20 protein-coding genes are annotated in these 22,188 nt (G+C 53.8%); 11 read left to right on the forward strand and 9 right to left on the reverse strand.

The window, feature by feature from the left end; translation table 11 throughout:
• Window positions 1-119: 119 nt before the first annotated feature.
• Together ACPXV9_RS11055 and ACPXV9_RS11060 are read left to right on the forward strand one after the other, a co-directional pair.
• On the forward strand, window positions 120-2,489 hold the full coding sequence (locus ACPXV9_RS11055) for a TonB-dependent receptor plug domain-containing protein (protein WP_423896923.1): 2,370 nt from the start codon (window positions 120-122) through the stop codon (window positions 2,487-2,489).
• 3 nt (window positions 2,490-2,492) lie between these two features.
• Window positions 2,493-3,050: a YfiR family protein gene (locus ACPXV9_RS11060; RefSeq protein WP_423896926.1), complete on the forward strand. Its 558-nt coding sequence runs from the start codon at window positions 2,493-2,495 to the stop codon at window positions 3,048-3,050.
• On the opposite strand, the gene ACPXV9_RS11065 is transcribed toward ACPXV9_RS11060, so the two are convergent.
• Window positions 3,051-3,806 (reverse strand): hypothetical protein, encoded by a 756-nt coding sequence (locus ACPXV9_RS11065; RefSeq protein ID WP_423896928.1) that lies wholly within the window; start codon window positions 3,804-3,806, stop codon window positions 3,051-3,053.
• Between the two features lie 115 nt (window positions 3,807-3,921).
• Here ACPXV9_RS11065 and putP point away from each other — a divergent pair, with 115 nt between their 5' ends.
• Complete coding sequence (putP, locus tag ACPXV9_RS11070) at window positions 3,922-5,334, forward strand: sodium/proline symporter PutP (protein WP_423896931.1); 1,413 nt, start codon at window positions 3,922-3,924, stop codon at window positions 5,332-5,334.
• A gap of 37 nt (window positions 5,335-5,371) precedes the next feature.
• On the opposite strand, the gene ACPXV9_RS11075 is transcribed toward putP, so the two are convergent.
• From ACPXV9_RS11075 to ACPXV9_RS11085, 3 genes are all read right to left on the reverse strand, one after another.
• On the reverse strand, window positions 5,372-5,749 hold the full coding sequence (locus ACPXV9_RS11075; protein ID WP_423896933.1) for a VOC family protein: 378 nt from the start codon (window positions 5,747-5,749) through the stop codon (window positions 5,372-5,374).
• Window positions 5,750-5,775: 26 nt separating this feature from the next.
• A complete protein-coding gene (locus ACPXV9_RS11080) occupies window positions 5,776-6,519 on the reverse strand; it encodes a glutathione S-transferase family protein (protein ID WP_423896935.1) in 744 nt (247 codons plus the stop codon).
• 115 nt (window positions 6,520-6,634) lie between these two features.
• The gene (locus ACPXV9_RS11085; protein WP_423896937.1) at window positions 6,635-7,516 is read right to left on the reverse strand and encodes a LysR family transcriptional regulator; all 882 of its coding nucleotides are present in this window, start codon (window positions 7,514-7,516) and stop codon (window positions 6,635-6,637) included.
• Between the two features lie 190 nt (window positions 7,517-7,706).
• Here ACPXV9_RS11085 and ACPXV9_RS11090 point away from each other — a divergent pair, with 190 nt between their 5' ends.
• The 3 genes from ACPXV9_RS11090 (at window position 7,707) to ACPXV9_RS11100 (ending at window position 9,577) form a co-directional block, all read left to right on the forward strand.
• Window positions 7,707-8,525 carry an SDR family oxidoreductase gene (locus ACPXV9_RS11090; protein WP_423896940.1) on the forward strand — a complete coding sequence of 273 codons (819 nt, stop codon included), beginning with the start codon at window positions 7,707-7,709 and terminating at the stop codon, window positions 8,523-8,525.
• Window positions 8,526-8,651: 126 nt separating this feature from the next.
• Window positions 8,652-8,879, forward strand: coding sequence for a hypothetical protein (locus ACPXV9_RS11095; protein ID WP_423896942.1), 228 nt, complete (start codon window positions 8,652-8,654; stop codon window positions 8,877-8,879).
• Window positions 8,879-9,577 carry an SGNH/GDSL hydrolase family protein gene (locus tag ACPXV9_RS11100; RefSeq protein WP_423896944.1) on the forward strand — a complete coding sequence of 233 codons (699 nt, stop codon included), beginning with the start codon at window positions 8,879-8,881 and terminating at the stop codon, window positions 9,575-9,577. Before ACPXV9_RS11095 ends, ACPXV9_RS11100 begins: the two co-directional genes overlap by 1 nt.
• On the opposite strand, the gene ACPXV9_RS11105 is transcribed toward ACPXV9_RS11100, so the two are convergent.
• Window positions 9,552-10,721 (reverse strand): aromatic ring-hydroxylating oxygenase subunit alpha, encoded by a 1,170-nt coding sequence (locus ACPXV9_RS11105; protein WP_423896947.1) that lies wholly within the window; start codon window positions 10,719-10,721, stop codon window positions 9,552-9,554. The two genes, ACPXV9_RS11100 and ACPXV9_RS11105, sit on opposite strands and share 26 nt — an antisense overlap.
• 124 nt (window positions 10,722-10,845) lie before the next feature.
• Here ACPXV9_RS11105 and ACPXV9_RS11110 point away from each other — a divergent pair, with 124 nt between their 5' ends.
• Both ACPXV9_RS11110 and ACPXV9_RS11115 read left to right on the forward strand, forming a co-directional pair.
• Window positions 10,846-11,451 carry a TetR/AcrR family transcriptional regulator gene (locus ACPXV9_RS11110; protein WP_423896949.1) on the forward strand — a complete coding sequence of 202 codons (606 nt, stop codon included), beginning with the start codon at window positions 10,846-10,848 and terminating at the stop codon, window positions 11,449-11,451.
• 110 nt (window positions 11,452-11,561) lie between these two features.
• Window positions 11,562-12,089, forward strand: coding sequence for a fused DSP-PTPase phosphatase/NAD kinase-like protein (locus ACPXV9_RS11115; protein ID WP_423896951.1), 528 nt, complete (start codon window positions 11,562-11,564; stop codon window positions 12,087-12,089).
• 128 nt (window positions 12,090-12,217) lie between these two features.
• Here ACPXV9_RS11115 and ACPXV9_RS11120 read toward each other — a convergent pair whose 3' ends face one another.
• From ACPXV9_RS11120 to ACPXV9_RS11130, 3 genes are all read right to left on the reverse strand, one after another.
• A complete protein-coding gene (locus ACPXV9_RS11120; RefSeq protein ID WP_423896954.1) occupies window positions 12,218-15,016 on the reverse strand; it encodes a valine--tRNA ligase in 2,799 nt (932 codons plus the stop codon).
• Window positions 15,017-15,206: 190 nt separating this feature from the next.
• Window positions 15,207-15,866 carry a DUF3313 family protein gene (locus ACPXV9_RS11125; RefSeq protein WP_423896956.1) on the reverse strand — a complete coding sequence of 220 codons (660 nt, stop codon included), beginning with the start codon at window positions 15,864-15,866 and terminating at the stop codon, window positions 15,207-15,209.
• A gap of 135 nt (window positions 15,867-16,001) precedes the next feature.
• Complete coding sequence (locus ACPXV9_RS11130; protein WP_423896959.1) at window positions 16,002-17,375, reverse strand: hypothetical protein; 1,374 nt, start codon at window positions 17,373-17,375, stop codon at window positions 16,002-16,004.
• A 157-nt stretch (window positions 17,376-17,532) separates the two neighbouring features.
• Here ACPXV9_RS11130 and ACPXV9_RS11135 point away from each other — a divergent pair, with 157 nt between their 5' ends.
• Genes ACPXV9_RS11135 through ACPXV9_RS11145 form a run of 3 tightly spaced genes read left to right on the forward strand, consistent with a single transcriptional unit; the run spans window position 17,533 to window position 21,856 of the window.
• A complete protein-coding gene (locus tag ACPXV9_RS11135) occupies window positions 17,533-18,660 on the forward strand; it encodes a phosphoribosylaminoimidazolesuccinocarboxamide synthase (protein ID WP_423896962.1) in 1,128 nt (375 codons plus the stop codon).
• Between the two features lie 12 nt (window positions 18,661-18,672).
• A complete protein-coding gene (locus ACPXV9_RS11140) occupies window positions 18,673-20,319 on the forward strand; it encodes a Na/Pi cotransporter family protein (RefSeq protein WP_423896965.1) in 1,647 nt (548 codons plus the stop codon).
• A 43-nt stretch (window positions 20,320-20,362) separates the two neighbouring features.
• The gene (locus ACPXV9_RS11145) at window positions 20,363-21,856 is read left to right on the forward strand and encodes a PLP-dependent aminotransferase family protein (RefSeq protein WP_423896967.1); all 1,494 of its coding nucleotides are present in this window, start codon (window positions 20,363-20,365) and stop codon (window positions 21,854-21,856) included.
• On the opposite strand, the gene ACPXV9_RS11150 is transcribed toward ACPXV9_RS11145, so the two are convergent.
• On the reverse strand, window positions 21,853-22,170 hold the full coding sequence (locus ACPXV9_RS11150; RefSeq protein WP_423896969.1) for a DUF3301 domain-containing protein: 318 nt from the start codon (window positions 22,168-22,170) through the stop codon (window positions 21,853-21,855). The genes ACPXV9_RS11145 and ACPXV9_RS11150 overlap by 4 nt on opposite strands.
• Between the last annotated feature and the right edge of the window lie 18 nt (window positions 22,171-22,188).

The following is a 22,188-nucleotide window of genomic DNA, read 5'->3' on the forward strand; positions in this document are numbered from 1 at the left end:
GACTAATATAAAGACTGTACTAATCAAATGTAGTCGTTGAATCCGGCAAATGCTCGCAGAGTCATGAGGCTGGAGTTCACTAGGATGACTGATTGGATGGCTGACAGAAAACCCTCATCATGATGACACAGCGCTTTTTACGCAATACCAGTGTTTTACGGAACACCGGTGTTTCGTTGTACCTGCTAACAGCTCTGACAGCGGTCAGAGCAGACTCCGGACTGGAGCAGCTGTCGTTGCAGGAAATCATGCAGCAGCGAACTCTGTTGCATCGCGATTCACAAACCGCTTCTGCCGCGGGTGAGAGCATTAAGAATGCGCCTGCAGCCATGGTGGTCATCGACGCCAATGACATACAGCGTCGCGGTTACGACAGTCTCGATGACATGCTTCATGATTTGCCGGGATTTGATACGGTCATCACCAATGGCACCATGCAGGCGGTCTCCTACCAACGGGGTTACCGTACCCCCTGGTTACAGCGCACCCTGTTTCTGATCAACGGCAAGGTGGATAACAACCTCTGGAATCACTCGGCCCAGTTATCACGCCAATACCCGCTGGATATGGTGGATCGCATTGAAGTGCTCTACGGCCCAGCCAGTGCGGTCTATGGCGCCAATGCCTTTCTGGGGGTGATCAATGTGATTACCCGCGATGAGGCGGGGTTGCAGGATGGTGACCACCATGCCTCGGTCACGGTGCGCAGTGGCAGCTTTGATTCCCAGTCGGTGGATCTGACTGTGAACGGCCGCAGTGGTGATTTTTGGTACAACCTTGGCGGCCGCTGGTTTGAAAGCGATGAAGCGGGGATCGACGATTACGCCGATTGGGGTTACACCCGCGAGGCGCTGCTGCGTGATCCGCTGATCTGGGGTGCGGGTATTGGTCTGGCCAATGATCCGGCCACGGGGAATCCCAGCCCGGTGGGTGATATCAATGTCAATGGTGTGGTCGAAAGCTTTGAGAAGTTCAATGGCTCGCCTCTTGGAAGCTACAGTGACCGTTCAGAGGATGTGGGCTTTATCGGTGAGCTGGGTTATCAGAACTGGACTTTGGGAGGCATCTATTGGGAGACGGAGGAGGGTTATGGACCCTATTACTCGTTTGCCGATGGCCAGCCAGGCGGGCCATGGGTTCACGATTCGCTGCAGCTCTATGTTGAGCACGATTATCAGTGGTCCACACGGTTTACCATGGCCAGCCGTTTGTTGTATCGGGAAAACAGCGTGGGCGGTAACTGGCTGGAATCCTTTGCGGGCTCGGTCAGCATCAGCGACTGGTTCAGTGACAACAGCGCCTGGCGCTTTGAACAGCAATACAATTATCAGCTACGCGAGGATCTGCTGGTCAGTGCCGGCATCAAATACGAGCAGAAATCCCTCACTAAGCTTTACCTGATTTGTAACTACTACGACGCCACGGCGGTGTGCCCCGCACAAGCGGCTACCGCCAGTGATGGCATTGGCTCCGATGGCTCTGGCGTGCTGGCGGCCAACAGCATCAGTTCGTTAAACCCGTTGCCTTTGCCGCCGAGTACCGGTGACTCGATTCCAGGCTTTAATGTGCAGGACACCATCGATCGCGGTTTGTTTGGTGAAGTGGCCTACGATCTGGGTAAGTGGCGCCTGAATCTGGGACTGCGCTGGGACGATAACAGTGCTTACGGGCAGGATTTCAATCCGCGGGCGGCGTTTATCTATCACTGGCGTCACGACACCACGTTCAAACTGATCTATGGCGAGGCCTTTCAGGAACCCTCTGCCAAAGATCTCTACGGCGGTTGGAATGGGCGAGCAGCCAACCCGGATCTGAAACCTGAGAAAGCCAGAAATCTTGAATTTATTGCGATTCATCAGGGTAAATATCTGCTGCACGATGCGTCACTGTTTGTCGCCAGTTATGACAATGTGATTGCCGGCGCCGAGAATGTCGGCAAGCGTCGCATTCAGGGGTTGGAATATCGGGGCAGTTTCCATTTTGATAATGTTATCGAGCGTGCGGCCCCGATCAGTGGCCAGATCTATTACACCTTTCTCGATGCCAAAGCCAGCCAGCAATACAACAACGACACGGGCAATTGGGACTCCCAGTGGGATGACCAGGGCGATGTGGCGCCTCACAAGGTTAACCTTCTGTTGAATCTGCCGTTATCGAATCGCTGGAATCTCAATCTGCGTACCCAGTGGGTCAGCGAACGGGAGCTGTTCTCAGAAAATCCCCTGCGCGCTGATTCCAATCCATCGCGCAGTGACAATCGCAAGGCCGAAGCCTTTACCAAGGTCGATGCGCATTTGCTCTACAACAGTCGGGCCTGGCAATTGGGGTTCAAAGTTGAAAACCTGCTTGAGGAAGAATTTTTGCAACCCGGTGTGGAAGGGGCTTCCAGTGGTGATGACTTCAGTATCGATGCTGATGGTTTTCAGAACTCACTGTTGCCCTATGTCAAAGAGCGGATTTACACCCTGACCGTAATGTACCGGATGTAGGCCATGAAGATTGCCAGCAGCGCCTTTCATCACATCCTTACCGCAGCGCCTCGATTGCTGGCAGGGCTGCGGTTGTCTGGTGTGGTCTTGGTTGCGATGCTGGTATTGATGAGCCCGACGCTTGCCAAACCTCTGCCGGAAAAAATGAGCGCCGTGCTGTTGCTCAAATCACTCGAACTTGTGGAAAATCTCGACCTGCAGGATCCAGTCAAAGTTTTAGTGCTTGGCAATGTCAAAGTGGCCAATACGCTGGAGGCTTTAATGAATAACAGCGCTGATCGTCCTCTGCAGGTGCAGGTTTTAACAAACCAGGCGCCCGAGCTGGTGCAACCGGATGTTATTTTTCTCTCGCCGCAAGCGTCACTGCCCGAGGTGATGTTGTACGCTGAGCAGTCAAAGGTACTCACGGTAACCGATAATATTGACCTCGCCACTCAGGGGGTTGTGTTGACCCTGTATGACAACGAAGGCTTGCCGGGCATTATCCTTAATGTGGGTGCTTCCCGTGCCTCCGGCGTGCAGTGGTCACCGCAAATACTTGAGGTTGCCGACCCGCTGTAATCACTCGCTGATGGTCAGTTGGAAGTGGTTGCTACGATTGTGTCGCTGGGCGTAAAGCGCGGGCAGAAAAAATTGCAGACTGGCGACTTCTTCTATCTGATGTCGCTGCCACTGCGCCATCAGCTCGGGGTGAAATACCCGGGCTCTCAAATAGGCATTGATCACTCGGCCCAGCACGGGCAAATCTGAGCCGATGATGGCGTTCACCCGATAACGGGTGCCTCCGGCTTCGGCCTGATAAACGTGTTCCACCCGGCCTATCTCAAGGGTGTCTGCCACTTTGGGGATGGCCACCATGCCGGCGTTGGAAAACTCCGTCATCAGGGCCGCTCCCTTGCTGTCAAATGGCCCAAACCACTCCTCGCGCATGATGATGGCACCTTTCGCTATTCCCGGTGTCCCATCCGGGGCGGGTTTTACCACCTGTATGCGACCGTGCTCGGTCGGATGAAAAATATGGTAGAGCGGATAGGTCTCGCCATTGAGCTCAACCGTGGATATTGGCAGCTGTTGATAAAACCAGGCCACCATGTCCGGTGTGATGCCTTCCAGAAAAAAGTGCTCCACTTGATTGTGAATCCGGCCCTGAGCATCAACATGCCAATGGCTGTCTGCTTTACGATAGTCGGGCAGTGTCCAGGGTAAGGGGCGGGGAGCATCGCGATGCAGGGCAGGCGGCTGGTAAAAGGCTGTCACCGCAGTGAGGGCAATAGTGAAAGCAATCAATAACAGCAGACAGGTTTTTATTATTTTCATGGCGCGCAGAATTTGGAACGGTCGTTATGAGTTATGCTGAACAGGTTTCAGGAACAACATCTTATGTTATTCACCAGGGATTGTAGCGAGCCGGATTATGATAAATAGCGACATAATGATTGTCCTGACCTTTATGGTTTATTTATTGGTGATGCTGGGGATTGGACTCTGGGCCTATCGCCGTACCGATAACCTGTCCGATTACATTCTGGGTGGCCGTTCTCTGGGGGCCTTTCCTTCGGCATTGTCGGCCGGTGCCTCGGATATGTCGGGCTGGCTGTTGCTGGGGTTGCCCGGCTATGTCTATGCAGCGGGGCTGGAGGCTTTCTGGCTGGGTTTTGGTTTGTTTGTTGGTACCTGGCTCAATTGGCAATGGGTGGCACCCGGGTTGCGTACGGCAACCAAAAAGGCCAATGACAGCCTGACGCTGCCGGATTACTTCGGTAACCGCTTTCATGATCGCTTTTTACTGCGCGCCATATCGGCCGTCTTTATTTTGCTGTTTTTTACGTTTTACGCGAGCTCCGGTCTGGTGGCCGCCGGCAAGCTGTTCGTCAATGTGTTTGAGTTTGATTATTTCTGGGCGGTGACGCTGGGGGCTCTGGCGGTGATGTCTTACACCATGTTTGGTGGTTATCTTGCGGTGGCCTGGACCGATATGGTTCAGGGATTGCTCATGGTTGCGGCTCTGGTTCTGGTGCCCTTGGTGGTGTTTCAGGCATTGGATCAATCCCCCACAGACATCTTGCACAATGCCAATCCCTTTTTGCTGGATATCTGGACCAATGCCAAAGGTGAAGCGTTGGGAGCAGTGGCAATCGTATCCCTGTTGGCCTGGGGGCTGGGGTATTTTGGTCAGCCCCATATTCTGGCCCGTTTTATGGCCATTGAAAGTCGTGAGGCGGTGGCACCGGCACGACGCATTGCGGTGACCTGGACGGCCATCGGTTTGATCGGGGCGTTTCTGGTCGGGGTGGCCGGGCTGGGCTATTTTGCCGAGCCTCTGGCCGATCCGGAAACGGTATTTATTGCTCTGGTGCAGGAGGCGCTGTTTCACCCGGTGTTTGCCGGGGTGCTGCTGGCAGCGATTCTGGCGGCAATCATGTCCACCGCCGATTCGCAGTTGCTGGTGTGCTCGTCGGTGTTAACCGAAGATATCTATCGCCGGCTGACACGGTCTAAGCCCGACGATCGCTCTCTGGTCTGGGTGGGGCGTCTGGCGGTTGCCGCTGTGGCCTTGCTGGCCTGGTATCTGGCGCTGGATCCGAACCGCTCGGTTCTTAACTTGGTGGCCTATGCCTGGGCTGGTTTTGGTGCCGCATTCGGGCCGGCGGTGTTGTTGTCATTGCACTGGCCGGGCATCAATCGCTGGGGGGGTCTTGCCGGTATTCTGGTGGGTGGCCTGACGGTTGTGATCTGGAAACAGCTGGAGGGTGGCTGGTTTGATCTTTATGAGATTGTGCCGGGTTTTGTGTTGTCGACGTTGGCCATACTGGTGGTCAGTCATTTGACGCGCGCAACCAGATAATTATCAGAACGCATTCGGATGTATGCATGACGCGGCTTTATTTTTTTAGTGCGGGGCAACAGACATTGAATTTGTTGCCATCGAGATCGCGAAAATAGGCGCAGTAAAAACCGGCCGGGCGCACCCCAGGTTTGCCCTCACACTCAGCGCCCAATTCCAGCGCCTTGTGGTAGACGCGATCAACGGTTTCCGGATCGCCAGCGGCCAGAGCAATCATGCTGCCATTGCCGATACTGGCATCGTTTCTATCCAGCGGTGTGCACACGCCTAAAAAGGGTTGCTCCAGGCTCTTGCCGTAAAAGGTGATGTGGGCAAAATCCATAAAGCGCTTTAAGCCCAGCTCCGGCATCAGCGCATCGTAAAATGCCACGGCTTTTTCACGATCGTTGGTGCCGATCATCATGTATGCAAACATTATTGTTTCCCCAAATTTTTAGGTGATCAATCAGAGGCAATGCTGGTATTGGATGCAATGGTGGCCCCCAGATTGGCATAGCGCTGTTTGGTGTCTTCCTTCCAGTGGTCCACTTCTTCTTTGGGGATACCGTATTCCAGTCCACGGGCCACCGCGGGGCGGGCCCGGACCCGATCGACCCAGGCCACCACATTGGCGTGACCGGTGATGTCGATCTTGCTCCACTTCCAGCCCCTGACCCAGGGATAGCAGGCGATATCGGCAATGGTGAAATTGTCGCCACAGATGTAGTCCTTGCCTTCCAGTTGCTTGTTGAGCACGCGCAGCAGGCGCTGGGCTTCGTTGTTGAAACGCTCCAGTGGGTGTTTTTTTTGTTCTTCAGGAAGATCCGCCAGATAGCGGGTGTAGGACAACTTGTTGCCGAAAGTGGGGCCCATGCCGGCGGCCTGCCAGAACAGCCACTGGATAACCTGCCAGCGCGACGCATCCTGAGGCAGCAATGGCGAGGGGTACTTTTCAGCCAGATAGAGGAGGATGGCGCAACTTTCCATCAGGGTTTGGTCGCCGTCCACCAGACCGGGAATTTTCTGATTGGGGCTGATCGCAGTAAACGCTTTGGAAAATTGCTCGCGGTTGCCTATGTCAACGTGCCTGACGTCGATGTCCGGCAGTTTGATACCGGCTTCAATCAGCTCTTCGAGCATGATGCTGACTTTCCAACCGTTGGGGGTGGCCCAGGTCCAGAGTTCCAGTGGTGGTGTGTTGCTCATAAGCCGGCTCGCTCAATGGGTTGATGAGCGGGCAGGTTAGCATTGTGCGCACTGGTGAATAAGCCGGAAAACTGGAACAGATTGTTTGTATGTGTGAACAGTAAGACGAGAGGGGTTAGGGGGACAGACTGTAAACCGCCATAGCCACATCGATAAAACGTTTGAGGTTGGTGCTCTGCAGTTCCCGGCTGGGGTAAACCAGATTGAGATTGCGGGGTTCCAGCGGGTGGCCTGTCAGTATTTTCTGCAATTGACCGGTTGTGATTTCATCGCTGAGCATGATGTCGTGCACGACGGCAATGCCTGAGCCCTGCAGTGCCAGTTGTTTGATTAGAATCAGGTCATTGGCTTCAATGGTTTTGGGTGGGGTGATGACTTTGCTGCCCTGAGGGGCAACAAAACTCCAGCGAGGGGTATAGCGCGAGACAATGCATTGATGCTCCATCAGTTGCTGCAGGGATTTGGGTTCGCCGAAGCGTTTCAGGTAGTCCGGGCTGGCCACCAGATAGCGTTGAATGGGGCGCAGTTCCCGGCAGATCAGGGTGGAGTCCTGCAGGGGACCAGCGCGCAGGGCCACATCAAAACCGTCTTTTATCAGATCGCACCAGCCATTGGAGCAGACAATCTCTACCGAGACCCTCGGATAGAGCTGGTTGTAACGGCTGATGATCACGGCCAGTGATTCCATATTAAAGCCAACCGGAGCGCTGATTTTTAATTTGCCACTGGGTTCGGCCTGTTTGCCTTGAGCGTCTTCAATGGCGTGCTCGGCACTTTGCAGCATGTTTTGGCAGTGCTGATAAAAAGACTCACCCTGCTCGGTCAGGGACAGTTGGCGGGTGGTGCGCTGTAGCAATCTGACGCCCAGCTGACTTTCGAGTTGGGCTACCTTCTGACTGACGGTGGATTTGGGGATCGACAACTGTTCGGCGGCTCGGGTAAAACTGCCGGTCATAACAACCCGGGCAAAAATGGCCATGTGATTGTAAAGGATCATTGTTTGGCTATCCGGATAATGATTCGTATTTTTTATTATTGTTCTGAATGCTGTCTGACTGCAAATGCCTTGCAAGATGGTGAAATTCACCTTCAATGAATTTAATGGATTATTAAACTGGTTTAACGACTGGTGGCTTTTATGTTGCCTAGAATGGCTGCCACAAACTTATGAATTCGGAGGAATTGAGATGGCTGTTACATTGGATTTTAAAGACAAAGTGGTTGTGGTCGTGGGTGGTACATCCGGTATTAATCGCGGTATTGCCGAGCGCTTTGCGGCTCAGGGGGCTTGTGTGGCGGTAGCCAGCCGCAGTCAGGACAAGGTTGACGATACCGTGGCCTCGCTGAAATCAGCAGGCGCGCCCAAGGCTGTGGGTCAGGCGTTTGATGTGCGCGATCCCGATGCGGTTGCTGCGGGTCTTAAGGTCTTTCATGAGCAGTTGGGGGATTTTGACATACTGGTGTCCGGTGCCGCGGGTAACTTCCCGGCGCTTATTTCCGATATGTCCGTCAATGCTTTCCGGACCGTGGTTGAGATTGACCTGATGGGTACCATTCATGTGATGAAGGGGGCTTACCCTTATCTCAAAAAGCCCGGCAGCAGTATCATCAATATTTCTGCGCCGCAGGGGTATCAGGCCAGTGAGGCTCAGGGCCATGTGGGTGCCGCCAAAGCCGGTGTGGATCAGATTACTCGGGTGCTGGCTTTGGAGTGGGGCGGAGAAGGCATTCGGATCAATTCGGTTGTGCCGGGCTTTATTGCCGATACTGAAGGCGTGAAGCGTCTGTCGGCTTCCGAGGATTCACTCAATGAGACCATCGATTACACGCCGTTGAACCGCATTGGTGAGAAAAACGATGTGGCCAACATGTGCCTGATGCTGTCTTCCGAGCTGTCCAGCTATGTCACCGGCCAGGTGATCGAAGTGGATGGCGGCTTGTACCTGCGCGGTTCGTCCGTATTTGGCAAGGCTCTGGGTGATATGTTGCGCTCACAGAAGGCTTGATCGCCTAACCTTTTTCTTGTCTGTTATCTTGGGCTGTCTATCGGCAATGATGTTCTAGAGGGCGTGGCACTATAGAGTGCGGCGCTATAGAATGCCGCCTTTATCGATACGGCCTGAGATGCAGTTATGGAAATTCAAATGGCGTTTGAGTTTGAGTCGGGGCAAACCGCCGACCGGTTTCTTAATCGTTTAAAGTCGGGTGCCATAGTGGGCGTAAAAGCCAGGCGTTATCGGGGTGCCACCTCCATTCTCGCCAGTTACGGTGCCGCTACTCACAACGCCTTTGATTCCACCTGCCAGCAGTTGGATGATCTGGCGGTGTCCATGGGTGGTTACGAAATTTCAGTATCCTGATGGTGTTCTGGTTTCTGTTGCTGCCATTGTGTTTGCTGGTGTTGTTGGCCGCTCAGGCTGTCTATACCCGTAAAACCGCTATTCGCTTGCCCGAGGCTGAAGGTGTACGTTTGAACCTCAACGGCGGCACGCAAGCTCTGTTGCACGTTGGTGAGAGCACGGTAGCCGGTGTCGGTGTGCCCAATATCCAGCAGGGCTTAACCGCGAACATTATCTCGGGCCTGAATGCCTCCGGTGGGCATTGGGACTGGCAGGTGCTGGGCAGCAATGGCGCTCGAATTGGGGATGTTCAGGATTGGTCTGATCCGATAGTAAGTCCCGATGTGCTGGTGATTACCTTTGGTGTAAACGATGCCACCAAACTGACCCCGATCCAGCGTTGGCGAGATAATTTTCAGACTTGTGTGGATAAATTTGCCGGCGATAACACACAAGTGCTCTGCACCGGTGTGCCGCCGCTAAACCAATTTCCTCTGCTGCCGTTTCCCCTTAATCGGGTGTTGGGTTGGCGTTCAAAAAAACTCGACCGGGCGTTGGTTGAATTGTGTCAAAGCAAGGGCTGGACCCATCTGGACTTGCAATTCGAAACCATTGGTCACCTGATGGCCGAAGATGGTTATCACCCCAATGCCGAGGGGTATCAGGCATGGGGTGATGAAATTGCTCAGCGGATCAGGCAGATTGATTTTGTTCGATGAGGGCGTCGAGCTTGTTATTGAAGTCTTTTAACGCCCATTCGTTTTTACCATAGACAATTTCTTCCAGCGCGCCCGAGGCCAGGGAATCCTGTATCGAAGCGCCCAGTTCCCAGTCTTCGTCCAGTGTGGTGATGGTGATCTGATGGTTTTTATCCCAATGGTTCCGCTGTTGGAAGTCTTCCAGATCCGCATCCCCGGGCACCAGACTGGTGATGGATATCCGGGTTTCTCCTTCTGACAGCGGCAAAAAGGTAATCCATTCTACGTGTTCTTTCTGCACCAGAAAAGCTGAGTAGGGCATCAGCATAAACAGGGTGTGGGTAAAGTCGTGAATGGAGCGGTGTTCTTCTGGGGTGTCCTCTACTTTCTCCAGACTGCGGGTAGGCATGATCACCCGGTAGTGATTCCCAGCGTTTTCAATCACGGCAGTGTTGTTGTAGAAATGCGGGGCAATGGTATTCCGATGGGCAAAGGCAAAGTGATAGGTTTCTAACCCGCCCTCGGCAAACAGTTTCCAATTGCCACCCCAGATCTTGGTGGTGTTTTTAAAGGCTTTCAGGTTTTCGCCTGCCATCCACTGCAGGTCTTTACCCATCTCACCGAGGTGGTCGTCTAAGGCCTGTTCGGCAGACTGGGTATCAGTGGCACTGGGGCAGGCCCAGACAAAGCCGTACTTCTCAACATTGGCCACTTCCACTAGCCCATGGCTTTGCTTATCGAGATCGGGAAAGCAGTGCTTCTCACCGGGTACCGTATTGAGCTGACCATCGGTGCCGTAAGACCAGGCATGGTAGGGGCAGGTCAGGCGCTTGCTGCAACCTTTGTCGTCATTGATCAGACGCGCGCCGCGGTGACGGCAGCTGTTGTGAAAGACATGACTGTTACCCTGCTCGTCCCGGGTTACCAACAGCTGGCCGATGGGGGTGTCGACTCGACGATAGCTGTTGGGCTCAGCCACTTCAGACACATGGGCCAGAGGCATGGGCAGTTTTTTCAGGAGGTAATCGCGCTCCAGTTCAAAGCGCTCAGAGGAGGTATAGCGGTCTGCTCTGGAAGTGTGGATGGTATCGCCCAGCGAGGTGGTGCGATTGTCACGGTTCTCAATACATTCATTGATCAATTTGATTTCGTTGCTGCGATCCATGGTGAGCTCCTGTTTAACTTGCTTAAAATGCGCCTACCGATCGGTAGGTTGTGTTTACAAGTTACCTACCGATCGGTAAGCTTGTCAACCGTTAATTATTTCTTTAGTAAAATCGAGGACGCCGGTGAGCAAAACAACCCGTGACAAGCTACTGGAACAGGCCCATGTTCTGTTTGCCCGCAAGGGCTTCTACGGCACCAGCATTAATGATGTGGCAGCGGAAGTGAGTGTCAGCAAACAGGGGTTGCTGCATCACTTCCCGAGCAAGGAAAAGCTGTACGCCGAAGTGCTCAAAGGGGCAGCGGATCAGTTGATGGTTATGGTGGAGCAGGCCAGGCAGATTTCTGATAATCCTCAGCTGCAGTTACAGTCGATAATGCAGCAGATGAGCCGCGAGGAAGAGGAATCTATCCGGGTTATCTTACTGCTGTGCCGGGAGCTACTGGACAACCGCGATCGGGCTGAAACCGCTCAACAGTGGTTTTTAAAGCCGTTTTTGACCGAGCTGGAAACCATGGTGATCAATGGGCAGCAGCAGGGTCTGTTTGATGACGGGGTACACCCATTGTCTTATATCTATCAGTTGCTGGGCGCTATTCAATACTATTTGATGTCGTTGCCGACACTGCAGCAACTGTATACAGCCAAACAACATAAAGAACATCAGCAGCAGCACATTCGACTACTGGAGCTGACCATGCAGCGAGTGTTGGTTGATCCAGTCAGTTAGCAATCAACGTAATCATTTGCAATCAGCGTATCAGGGTGGACTTTGGTCTGATTGAATCTGCACCTGAATAACAGGTATATTAGATTTTTCTAATTTTAAGGGGGTTGTTTATGTCTCGGTTTAAATTGAGTTTACTGACGCTGCTGACGTCGTTGCTGTTCATTGCCAATACCATGGCCGTAGATTTTACTCAGAACGATGTGGGCGCTCTGGGGGTTCAGAACCTCAAGGTGGTCAATGGCTCTACTCTGGCCAGTGGTCAACCCACAGCAGAGCAGCTGGAGGCCCTTGCCAAGGCCGGGGTTAAGCATGTGGTGAATCTGCGCCCGCGATCGGAAATGGATTGGGATGAGGCCGCGCTGGTGGAGAAGCTGGGGATGGCGTATCACTCGATTCCTGTCGCAGGCAAGCCCGGTATTACCTCGGATAACGCCAGGATTCTGGATGATGTGCTGGCGGAATTGTCAGGTCAGCCGGTTCTGGTGCATTGCTCCAGTGGTAACCGGGTAGGCAGTCTGATTGCGGTTGGTGCCCATGAGATTCATGACGCCAGCGTGGATGAGGCTCTGGCCAAGGGCAGTGATTGGGGATTGACCCGCTTGACGTCCTTTGTAAGAGGCAAGTTGGAAGGTCAGTAGTACCCGTCATTGCCGGCGCAGCGAAGCAATCTCCCTGTGGCAGGTGATCAGGGAGATTGCCGCGTGCCTTCGTAGGCCCTACTTTTGGCGCTGCGCTCCTCGCAATGACGTGGTATGAGCAGTTTTGATTAAAGTGCCGCTATCTTTACCAGTTGCTCTTCCAGTTTACCCAGTGCCGACTGCATATCCGCCAGCTTGTCGCGCTCTTTCTGCACCACCGCTTCCGGTGCCTTGTCGACAAACTTCGGATTATTCAGCTTGCCTTCAACCCGCTGGGCGTCCTTTTTGATCTTGTCGATCTCTTTGTTGAGGCGCGCACTCTCCGCGTCCTTGTCGATCAGGCCGGCCATGGGCACCAGAATTTCCATCTCGCCGACCAGGCCGGTGGCGGACATGGGCGCTTCGTCGCCGGCGTTAAGCCAGGTGATGGATTCCAGACTGGCCAATTTTTGCAGGAATTGAGTGTTGGCGTTCAGACAACGCTGGTCGTTATCCGAGCCGTTGGCAAAGTACAGTGGAATGCTTTTGGCCGGTGAGATATTCATTTCACCGCGAATATTACGCACCCCTTCAATCACACCTTTAAGCCATTCCACATCGGCCATGGCCTGCTCGTCGATCAGGCTGTCGTCGCAGATGGGCATGGCGGCCAGCATAATGGTATCGCCCTCTGTTCCTGCCAGATCTTTAACACGCTGCCAGATTTCCTCGGTGATAAAGGGCATCAGCGGGTGCGCCAGACGCAGGGTGGTTTCCAGTACCCGCACCATGGTGCGGCGGGTGCCTTTCTTCTGGGCGGCTGAGAAATCGTCGCTGTTGAGTACCGGCTTGGAAAGTTCCAGATACCAAGAGCAGTACTCATTCCAGATAAAGTCGTACAGTGCTTGAGAGGCCAGATCGAAGCGGTAGGATTCAATGCCTTCGGCAACGGCTTTCTCGGCCAGTTGCAGCTTGGAAATAATCCAGCGATCGGCGACAGACAGTTCGTAATCGCTGCTACCAGTTTGGCCACAGTCCTGGGCTTCAATGCGATTACCTTGCTCGTCCTGCACTTCACAGTTCATCAGCACATAGCGCGAAGCGTTCCAGATCTTGTTGCAGAAGTTGCGGAAACCTTCGATACGACCCACGTCAAAGTTGATGTCGCGGCCGGTGGAGGCCAGCGAGTAGTAGGTGTAACGCAGGGCATCGGTACCGTAGGGGGTGAAGCCGTCCGGAAAGTCCTTGCGGGTTTGCTTCTCGATCTTCTCGCGCATGCGCGGTTGCATCAGACCGGCGGTGCGTTTCTGCACCAGCGATTCCAGATCAATGCCGTCAATCAAGTCAATCGGATCGATCACATTGCCCTTGGATTTGGACATCTTCTGGCCGTGGTTATCGCGCACCAAGCCGTGCACGTACACGGTGCTGAAGGGCACTTCTTTCTTGAAGTGCAGGGTCAGCATGATCATCCGGGCAACCCAGAAAAAGATGATGTCGAAGCCGGTCACCAGCACATTGGTGGGGTGGAAGGTCTTCAGCATCTCGGTCTGCTCGGGCCAGCCCAGAGTGCCAAAAGTCCACAGACCGGAGGAGAACCAGGTGTCCAGAACGTCATCGTCCTGCTTCAGGGCAACAGACTCGGGAATGTTGTGTTTCTTGCGCACGTCTTCTTCGCTGCGACCCACGTAGGGGGTGCCTTCCTCGTCGTACCAGGCCGGGATGCGATGACCCCACCACAGCTGACGGGAGATGCACCAGTCCTGAATGTCGCGCATCCAGGAGAAGTACATGTTTTCGTACTGCTTGGGGACAAACTCGATGTCGCCGTCTTCCACCGCTTTGATGGCTTCGTCCGCCAGCGGCTGGGTTTTCACATACCACTGGTTGGTGAGGTACGGCTCGATCACCACACCGGTGCGGTCGCCGCGGGGCACTTTGAGTTTGTGCGGATCAATTTTTACCAGCAGGCCCAGCGCGTCCAGATCTTCCACCACCATTTTGCGGGCGTCGAAGCGATCGAGACCGCGGTATTTGACCGGTGCCTCGTTATTGATGGCGGCATCGTCGTTAAAGATATTGTATAGGGGCAAGCCATGGCGCTGACCCATTTCATAATCGTTGAAGTCGTGAGCCGGGGTGATCTTGACGCAGCCGGTACCAAACTCCATATCAACATAATCGTCGGCAATGATCGGAATTTCACGGCCGACCAATGGCAGGGTGATGGTCTTGCCGATCATGTCTTTGTAGCGTTCGTCTTCCGGGTGTACCGCGACGGCGGAGTCTCCCAGCATGGTTTCCGGGCGGGTGGTGGCGACCACCAGTTCGCCGCTACCATCGGTCAAGGGGTAGCGGAAATGCCACATATGACCGTCTTCTTCCTCGGACAGAACCTCCAGATCGGATACGGCGGTGTGCAGCTTGGGATCCCAGTTCACCAGACGTTGACCACGGTAAATCAGGCCATCTTCATACAGACGGATAAAGACTTCCTGTACCGCTTTGTAGAAACCGTCATCCATGGTGAAACGCTCGCGGCTCCAGTCGGGGCTGGCACCCAGACGGCGAAGCTGCTGGGTGATGGTGCCGCCAGACTCTTCCTTCCACTCCCAGACTTTCTCAATAAACTTGTCGCGACCCAGGTCGTGACGGGAAATGCCCTGGGCATCCAGTTGACGCTCTACCACCATCTGAGTGGCGATGCCGGCGTGATCGGTGCCCACCTGCCACAGGGTGTTGTCACCCAGCATGCGGTGGTAGCGGATCAGGGCATCCATAATGGATTCCTGAAAGCCGTGGCCCATGTGCAGACTACCGGTGACGTTGGGCGGCGGGATCATGATGCAATAGGGATTGCCTTCGCCGGAGGGCTTGAAGTAGCCGTTGTTTTCCCAAGTCTGGTACCAGTTTGTTTCAATGGACTGGGGTTGGTAGGTCTTTTCCATAGTCTGTCTAAATCGCCGCCTGTAGGGTGGAGTGTCTAAATATCGCGGAACGGGCAGTTTACTGCGCCGAAAATGGGGGCGGATTATAACGTGATCAGGGGGTGTTGATGAAGGGGGAAGAGGTAGTTATTACTTGTCATTGCGGCAGGCTTTGCAGGAGCAAAAAGGGCCGCAATGACGTAGGTCGAATTTACTGGGTGGGCTCTGACAGTTCAATCAGACCTTGTCGGATTTCAAAGCCCCAGCGGCGAAATGCCTGCTGCATGGCGGCGCGGTTATTGATTCTGTTGTTGAGCATGCGGCCACTGTCGGCATGGGTTTCAACAAAGCGGGCCACAACGTCATTGGTCTGTGCATCTTTGGCGGTAAACATCACCGTCATGGAGCCGGCGCCATCGGTGTAATAACGGGATCTGGCCGGGCGGGTTTTCAAATCGTCCTTGGGAGCTGTTGGAAACAGGCTGAGCAATTCGGTATCGATGATCAGGGTTTGCTCTGTTTGCCCGGCAATATTGGTAAACCGGCCCTTCTTGGTGATTTCATCGGTGACGCCTTCGGCGTACATGCGCTGCATGCTCTTCACATCTTCGCTGTCCAGTACCCATTCCTGTTTTTTCATGCGGGTATCCGCAGGGGGGATGATCTTGACGTTATCGGTGTTGAGCGGGGTAAACACGATGTTGGTGTATTGGCTGAAGTCGGTACCCGGCAGGGTGTAGACCACATTGGATTGTGGCTGTTGCGGGATACTGGCGGTTTCTTCGGTTTTGACGCCGGTGTTGCTGCAGGCAGCCAGAGTGAAAAGCGACATCGCGACAAACATCAGGCGCAGTGAATGGTTCAAATGCATGATTAAATCCCCTATGGCGGTTATTCAATTGGTATTTATACGCAGTGACAAGAAATTCGGGTTATTGATTGGACCGGTTGGTCCAAAGCGAGTTCAGGGTGTTTGGGTTAACTAGTGTAAATGACTCTGTTCATTTCAGCGGGACTTATCCTGCGGCTGTCCTTTGATTTTTTCCAGTTCGGCCGCCAGCGGCACCGCCAGATGTTGGTAGCGCTTGTGCAGGAACGGATAAGCTGTGACATCGTCGAGTAGGCCGACATTAAACAGAGGGGTATCCAGCAGAATCTTGTCAATGGTGATTTGGGTTTCCCGATTAAAACCCACGTAAAAATCCACCCGCCCGGCCGACAGCATTTTCAAACCATGCTCGGCGCTCGTGACCGGAACAATTTGTACTGGAGTCTCGACCAGTTTGTCTTCAATCATCTGGGTGCCGCGCACAAACGCGACCCGATCCTCCCCAGTGAGATCATCGTAGCCTTGCAGTTGGCGATTATTATGATTTGCAAATGCATCGATACTGCCGGTGAGGACGATGCTGTTTACTCTGGTTGCCTGGCCCTCGGTGATCTTGGAAAAGTGCTGGGTGCGGGCGCATTCGCTGTCTACCCGGCCGGCTTTTAATTCCTCCACGGCCCGGGCTCTGAGGATGTAGTGGTACTCCAGGTTGTAGCCCAGGTTATTGAACGCCGCTCGGTACAGGCTTTCCAGTTGGGTGTAGGTACTGCCCTGTAAAGGCATGCTGCAAACCATCTTGATGCTGTGTGGGTGGGCTTTTTCTGGCGGCGTCAATTGATAGGACTGTGTCTCCGACTTTCGGGTGATCATGGGGATGCGTCGATTCAGGATTTCAATCACATCCCGGTTTGCCTCGGTCAAATAGGAAAACAGGGGCAGGGTCAGAAACAGATGCTCGACTTCAATGTGCTTTTCACCCATCAGTGCTTGATGCTGGTAGATACCCTCCTCCCAGAGGATAGCCATATCGGCCTGATCACTGTCGAGCAATTCCATGATCTCGATTTCTGTTTCAGCTGGGATCAGGGATTCTGGTTTCTGCTGCTGGACGATTTGCATTACAAACTGATGGCTGGCGAGCAGGGCGACTCTCGATTTACTGAGATTGAGTTTCGCGGCATTGCGCTTGCGGATGATGTGGTACTTGCCGTTGTAGATCGGGCTCTGGGTGCCGATAAGGCCAGTGACCCCGGTGACTTGTTCGAGGTTCGCAGCTCTGGCGCAGCTGCCATCGAAGTGGCCCGAGGTGATCAGTTGCAGTTCTTTGTCGGTGGCTATCTGGGTCAGGGTGACATGGATGCCCAACGGGGACAGGGCTTGTTGCAGTGTCCCCAGAAATTGCTTACCCAGTGGTGATTCTGGTGAAACTGAACAGCTAAAGGCAATGCTCCTAACCGGTCTTTCACTGGCATGGCTGATCGCGGATACCGTTAGAAACAGCATCAACCAGACGACCGTCACATGGACGCGTGATTGCCAGGAGACGAGCATAAGGTGGGCCACATTTGTTTTTATAGAGTGGCTCAAATATAGCCCAATTTATGCGACACAGAGCGCTAATCTGGTAGAATCTCCGCTTTTCAATGGCACCTTGTGGGCCCCTCAGGAATCACCACGCAGATTGTCGCTTTCTCTACAGGATTTCTCTATGAGCACTAATGCCACTTCGGCCTCCCTGAAAGACTCGGTTCTGGCTGTTAATGATGACCTGCCCATACGCACCGATAAACCGGTGCACAGTGGCAAGGTACGCTCGGTTTACTGGCTGACCGAAGCCGATAGCCGACGTCTGATTGCAGAGAAGGGCTACGATGTCGCCGCCGATGCGCCTCTGGCGATTATGGTGATCAGTGATCGAATCTCAGCGTTCGACTGCATCTGGACTGGCGAAGGGGGCGTGCAGGGAGTACCGGGTAAAGGCGCCGCTCTCAATGCCATTTCCAATCACTGGTTCAAGCTGTTCCGCGAGCAGGGCCTGGCCGACAGCCATATTCTCGATATTCCTCATCCGTTTGTCTGGATCGTACAGAAAGCCAAGCCGGTTATGATTGAGGCCATCTGTCGTCAGTACATCACCGGCTCCATGTGGCGTGCCTATGCCAAGGGCGAGCGTGAGTTTTGTGGTATCCAGATTGCCGAGGGACTGGAAAAAGATCAGAAGTTACCCGAACTGCTGATTACTCCGTCCACCAAGGGCATTTTAACAGGCATCCCCGGTGTGCCCGAGGTGGATGATGTCAATATCACCCGCCAGAATATCGAAGATCACTTCGCCGCTTTCAACTTTCGCTCGGCGGACGATATTGCCACCTACGAAACCCTGTTGCAGGAAGGTTTCGCTGTGATCAGCGGTGAACTGGAAAAGCTGGATCAGATCTTCGTCGACACCAAGTTCGAATTTGGTTTTGTGACCGACAAGGCGGGCAATGAAAAACTGATATACATGGATGAGGTGGGTACGCCGGATTCCTCCCGAATCTGGGATGGTGCCAGTTACCGCGACGGCCAAATTGTGGAAAACTCGAAAGAGGGTTTCCGTCAATTTCTTCTCAACCACTTTGACGATCCGGATATCCTGCTCAACAAAGACCGGATGGATGAGCGTTCGGCGCTGGCCCGGGACAATGAATTGCCCATGGGCGCGCTGATGGCCGTGTCCAATACCTACACCGGGATTGCCGAGAAAATTACCGGGCAGAAGATCGTTCTGTCGGATAACCCCAAAGCGGAAATCGTTGCTATTCTCAGAGACGAATACGATCTGATTGAATCATAGGGGCAATCACCAATGGCGACCATCATCTGGCAGTTGTTTATTGGGTTGGGCATTTTCCTGTTTGGCATGAGCCAATTGGAAGCAGGCATCAAAATGTTGAGTGGTGCCACCCTGCGGCGCTGGATTCCCAAAGCGACCAGCACCCCCCTTTCAAGTTCTGCCTGCGGCGTTGCCGTGACCGCCATTCTGCAAAGCAGCTCCATGGTCAGCCTGCTGGTGCTGGCGTTTGCCAGTGCCGGATTGATCCCGTTGATGAACGCCATTGGCGTGTTGCTGGGAGCCAACCTCGGCACTACGTTTACCGGTTGGGTGGTGGCCACCCTCGGTTTCAAACTGGATCTTGAAGCCATGGCCATCCCCATGACCGGTGTGGCCGGTGCCGTGATCGTCGCCTCCGATAAATCCCCGCGCTTGAAAGCGGCGGGTACGGCTTTTCTGGGGCTGGGCTTATTGCTGCTGGGGTTGTCGCTGATGAAAGACAGCGTGGCAGACCTGCCCGAGCAGTGGGATATCAGTGTGCTGCAGGGCTTGCCGCCCTGGGTCTATTTTCTGGTTGGTGCTCTGGTAACGGCTCTGATTCAGTCCAGCTCGGCAACCATGATGATGACGTTGACGGCGTTGAATGCTGAATTGATTGCCTTGCCCGAGGCCATCGCCCTGGTCATTGGTGCCGATCTTGGCACGACCAGCACCACCATTCTTGGCAGCCTGACCGGCAGCCCGATCAAAAAGCAGCTGGCTTTTTCTCACTGCTTTTACAATCTGGTGGTGGACATTGCGGCCTTCTTGATTCTGTTGCCTTACGCCGAACAGTTATTGGCCTGGTTCAGCATTGAAGATCCGCTCTATGGTTTGGTGGCCTTCCACAGTCTGATGAACTTTATCGGTCTGTTGGTGTTTTTGCCGCTGTTGAAATACTACAGTGCCTGGATCGAAACCCTGTTTCGCTCTCCCGAAGACGACTTAGAAAATCTGGCAAATTTACCCGAGGTTATTCCGGAAGCGGCACTGCCTGCCATGGAGCATCAAATCGCACTGTTGTGGCAGTGGCATTGGTGCAATTTGATGGAGCAGTTTGATATTTCCCCGGACGATCTAAACCTTGCTGATGAGCGCGCGCAAATGGCCAGAGATGAATTGGAGCTGCACAATTTTTCCACTCGCTACGAAGCCATTAAAGCCAGTGAAAGAAAAATTTTAAAACTCAGTTCAGCGCTGCACCGGGAAAAGCTTGACGATAACCAAAGCCAGATTTTGGCCGAGATGATGCAGGTGGGCAGAGCGTTGAGTTACGCCGCCAAAACCCTCAAAGATATTGAGCACAACACTCGCGAGTTGGCCGACGACCCCACGGAGTTGGGGCAGGAGTTGTTGCAGCAGCAGAAACAGTTTTTGCAGAAACTGATTGAAGAATTGGTGGGGCTGGTGACAGAGCCTCGTGAGCTGGCCTTTGTTGAGGAGTCCATGGAGGCGTTACAGAAAGCATCCGATCAGCATCAGCAAAAAATGGATGAGCTGGTGTACCACCGCGCATTAAATGAGTCTTCGGTCGCCATTTCATCGCTGCTGAATATCAACCGCGAAATGAGTCATGCGTTGAAAGAAACCCTGCGTGCCATTTCAGTTTGGCAGCACACTCAGGCTGTTATCAGGCATTGATCCAGCAAGGGTGTCTGAGGCATACCGACACCCGTAGCTGACAATGAATAAGTTAATGAAAGAGCATCTGTTTTATCTCGAACCCAAGCCCGGCCTGAGCCTGCAGGTACAAATCAAGGAAATGCTGGTTTCAGCTATTCTCGATGGTCATCTGGCACCGGGTGATCCGCTGCCCTCCAATCGCAAACTGGCGCAGACCCTCAAGGTGTCGCGCAACACGGTGGTGTTTGTTTACGAAAAGCTTCTGGAGGAGGGGTACATCGTGTCCCGCGAGCGGCAGGGCCATTTTGTCAATCCTGAAGTGCAGTCGGTGATACTGGACGTGGATGCCATTCTGTCTCGCTCCGCAGAAGTTACCTCAACTACCCGGGCGGCAGATTGGGAGAGTCGATTCAGGATCGATCCGCAACCGCCGGCTCACATCAAGATGACCAAACAGTGGCGCCACTGCCGCTACTCCTTTATCTATGGTCAGCTGGATCCTGAGCTGTTCCCTGTGGCGGATTGGCGCGAGTGTGTGCGTCAGGCCTCCAGTAATTTGCTGACCCGCGACTGGCTTGGCGACAGTGCCGATGCCGATGATCCGATGCTGATCGAGCAGTTGCGCTCGCGCGTGTTGCCGCGCCGTGGCATTCGCTGCGGCAGTGATGAAATTCTGGTTACGCTGGGCACTCAGCAATCACTGTATATGCTGGCCCAGTTACTGGCCTCCCCCGGTGTTCGGGTGGGTTTGGAAAATCCCGGTTACGCCGATGTGCGCAAGAACTTTGAACTGGTCAATGCCGACATTGTGCCTCTGTCCATCGATGTGGAAGGGGTGGTGGTGAATCAGGCACTGGAGTCCTGTGACTATGTTTATGTCACGCCCAGCCATCAGGCGCCGACGACCGTGACCATGTCCATGGAACGGCGCAAGGCGTTATTGCAAAGTGCGGAGCTGCACGATCAGATCATTATCGAGGACGACTACGAAAACGAAATCAATTTCCATGGCCATCCGGCCCCGGCTCTCAAGAGTCTGGATCACGGCAATCGGGTGATCTATGTCGGTAGCCTTTCCAAGACCCTGTCGCCGGGACTGCGTATTGGATTTATGGTGGGGCCTGCCGAGTTGATTAACAAAGCCAGAGCTTTGCGGCATTTGATGTTGCGTCACCCTCCGGCTAACAACCAGCGGGCTCTGGCTCTGTTTCTCGCCGGAGGCTATCACGACACCCTGTTGCGGCGCTTGACCCAGACCTATCGTGAGCGCTCTGAATGCCTGATGGCGGCACTGCAGCAATACTTGCCGGAAATGGTGATTTCCGAATCCACGGGTGGCAGTTCTCTGTGGGTAGAGGGACCAGAGGATCTGGACTTGCAGGCGTTACAGGAGCGGGCGCTGCGCAACAGTCTGTTCTTTGAAATCGGCGAGCCGCTGTTTTTTGATGACAGTCCCAAAAAGAATTGTTTTCGACTGGGTTATTCGTCCATTAAAACCGAGGACATAGAACCTGGTATCAAGCTGCTGGCTGAATTGATCCACTGCCGCCATTAGTGCGAAAACTGGTGGGGTTCCAACTCCACAGATTCCAGTCGGGTGCCCAGCAGGCTCATTTCGCCCCGGTAGCGCCTTTCCCCGGTGGCGGTAAATTCAAATTCGTAGACGCGGCGAAGACCAATATTGCCCCGCCGGTCTTTGCCAAACCACAGGGTTTTGAGTGAGACGGTGTCATCCAGTAACTGAACGTCACGATGTTCGCATTGCTGCTTGGCAAGCCCGAGGGCGCGATCGCGAAAGCCGGCATTTTGCCAGATGATCAAACCAATCAGGACCAGAATAAAAGCGATCATTAAATCGTAGAGCGTCATATAGGGATGTCGTGGGCT

The organism is Candidatus Pelagadaptatus aseana (genome assembly GCF_040362265.1).
Lineage (GTDB): Bacteria > Pseudomonadota > Gammaproteobacteria > Pseudomonadales > Cellvibrionaceae > Pelagadaptatus > Pelagadaptatus aseana.

Bases quoted from the DNA above. Each gene is read 5' to 3' on its own strand.
- ACPXV9_RS11145 (WP_423896967.1), top strand. From the start codon at position 20,363: ATGAATAAGTTAATGAAAGAGCATCTGTTTTATCTCGAACCCAAGCCC.
- ACPXV9_RS11135 (WP_423896962.1), top strand. From the start codon at position 17,533: ATGAGCACTAATGCCACTTCGGCCTCCCTGAAAGACTCGGTTCTGGCT.
- ACPXV9_RS11115 (WP_423896951.1), top strand. From the start codon at position 11,562: ATGTCTCGGTTTAAATTGAGTTTACTGACGCTGCTGACGTCGTTGCTG.
- ACPXV9_RS11085 (WP_423896937.1), bottom strand. From the start codon at position 7,516: ATGATCCTTTACAATCACATGGCCATTTTTGCCCGGGTTGTTATGACC.
- ACPXV9_RS11065 (WP_423896928.1), bottom strand. From the start codon at position 3,806: ATGAAAATAATAAAAACCTGTCTGCTGTTATTGATTGCTTTCACTATT.
- ACPXV9_RS11100 (WP_423896944.1), top strand. From the start codon at position 8,879: ATGGTGTTCTGGTTTCTGTTGCTGCCATTGTGTTTGCTGGTGTTGTTG.
- ACPXV9_RS11150 (WP_423896969.1), bottom strand. From the start codon at position 22,170: ATGACGCTCTACGATTTAATGATCGCTTTTATTCTGGTCCTGATTGGT.
- ACPXV9_RS11055 (WP_423896923.1), top strand. From the start codon at position 120: ATGATGACACAGCGCTTTTTACGCAATACCAGTGTTTTACGGAACACC.
- ACPXV9_RS11080 (WP_423896935.1), bottom strand. From the start codon at position 6,519: ATGAGCAACACACCACCACTGGAACTCTGGACCTGGGCCACCCCCAAC.
- ACPXV9_RS11125 (WP_423896956.1), bottom strand. From the start codon at position 15,866: ATGCATTTGAACCATTCACTGCGCCTGATGTTTGTCGCGATGTCGCTT.
- putP (WP_423896931.1), top strand. From the start codon at position 3,922: ATGATTGTCCTGACCTTTATGGTTTATTTATTGGTGATGCTGGGGATT.
- ACPXV9_RS11130 (WP_423896959.1), bottom strand. From the start codon at position 17,375: ATGCTCGTCTCCTGGCAATCACGCGTCCATGTGACGGTCGTCTGGTTG.
- ACPXV9_RS11060 (WP_423896926.1), top strand. From the start codon at position 2,493: ATGAAGATTGCCAGCAGCGCCTTTCATCACATCCTTACCGCAGCGCCT.
- ACPXV9_RS11075 (WP_423896933.1), bottom strand. From the start codon at position 5,749: ATGTTTGCATACATGATGATCGGCACCAACGATCGTGAAAAAGCCGTG.
- ACPXV9_RS11105 (WP_423896947.1), bottom strand. From the start codon at position 10,721: ATGGATCGCAGCAACGAAATCAAATTGATCAATGAATGTATTGAGAAC.
- ACPXV9_RS11095 (WP_423896942.1), top strand. From the start codon at position 8,652: ATGGAAATTCAAATGGCGTTTGAGTTTGAGTCGGGGCAAACCGCCGAC.
- ACPXV9_RS11120 (WP_423896954.1), bottom strand. From the start codon at position 15,016: ATGGAAAAGACCTACCAACCCCAGTCCATTGAAACAAACTGGTACCAG.
- ACPXV9_RS11140 (WP_423896965.1), top strand. From the start codon at position 18,673: ATGGCGACCATCATCTGGCAGTTGTTTATTGGGTTGGGCATTTTCCTG.
- ACPXV9_RS11090 (WP_423896940.1), top strand. From the start codon at position 7,707: ATGGCTGTTACATTGGATTTTAAAGACAAAGTGGTTGTGGTCGTGGGT.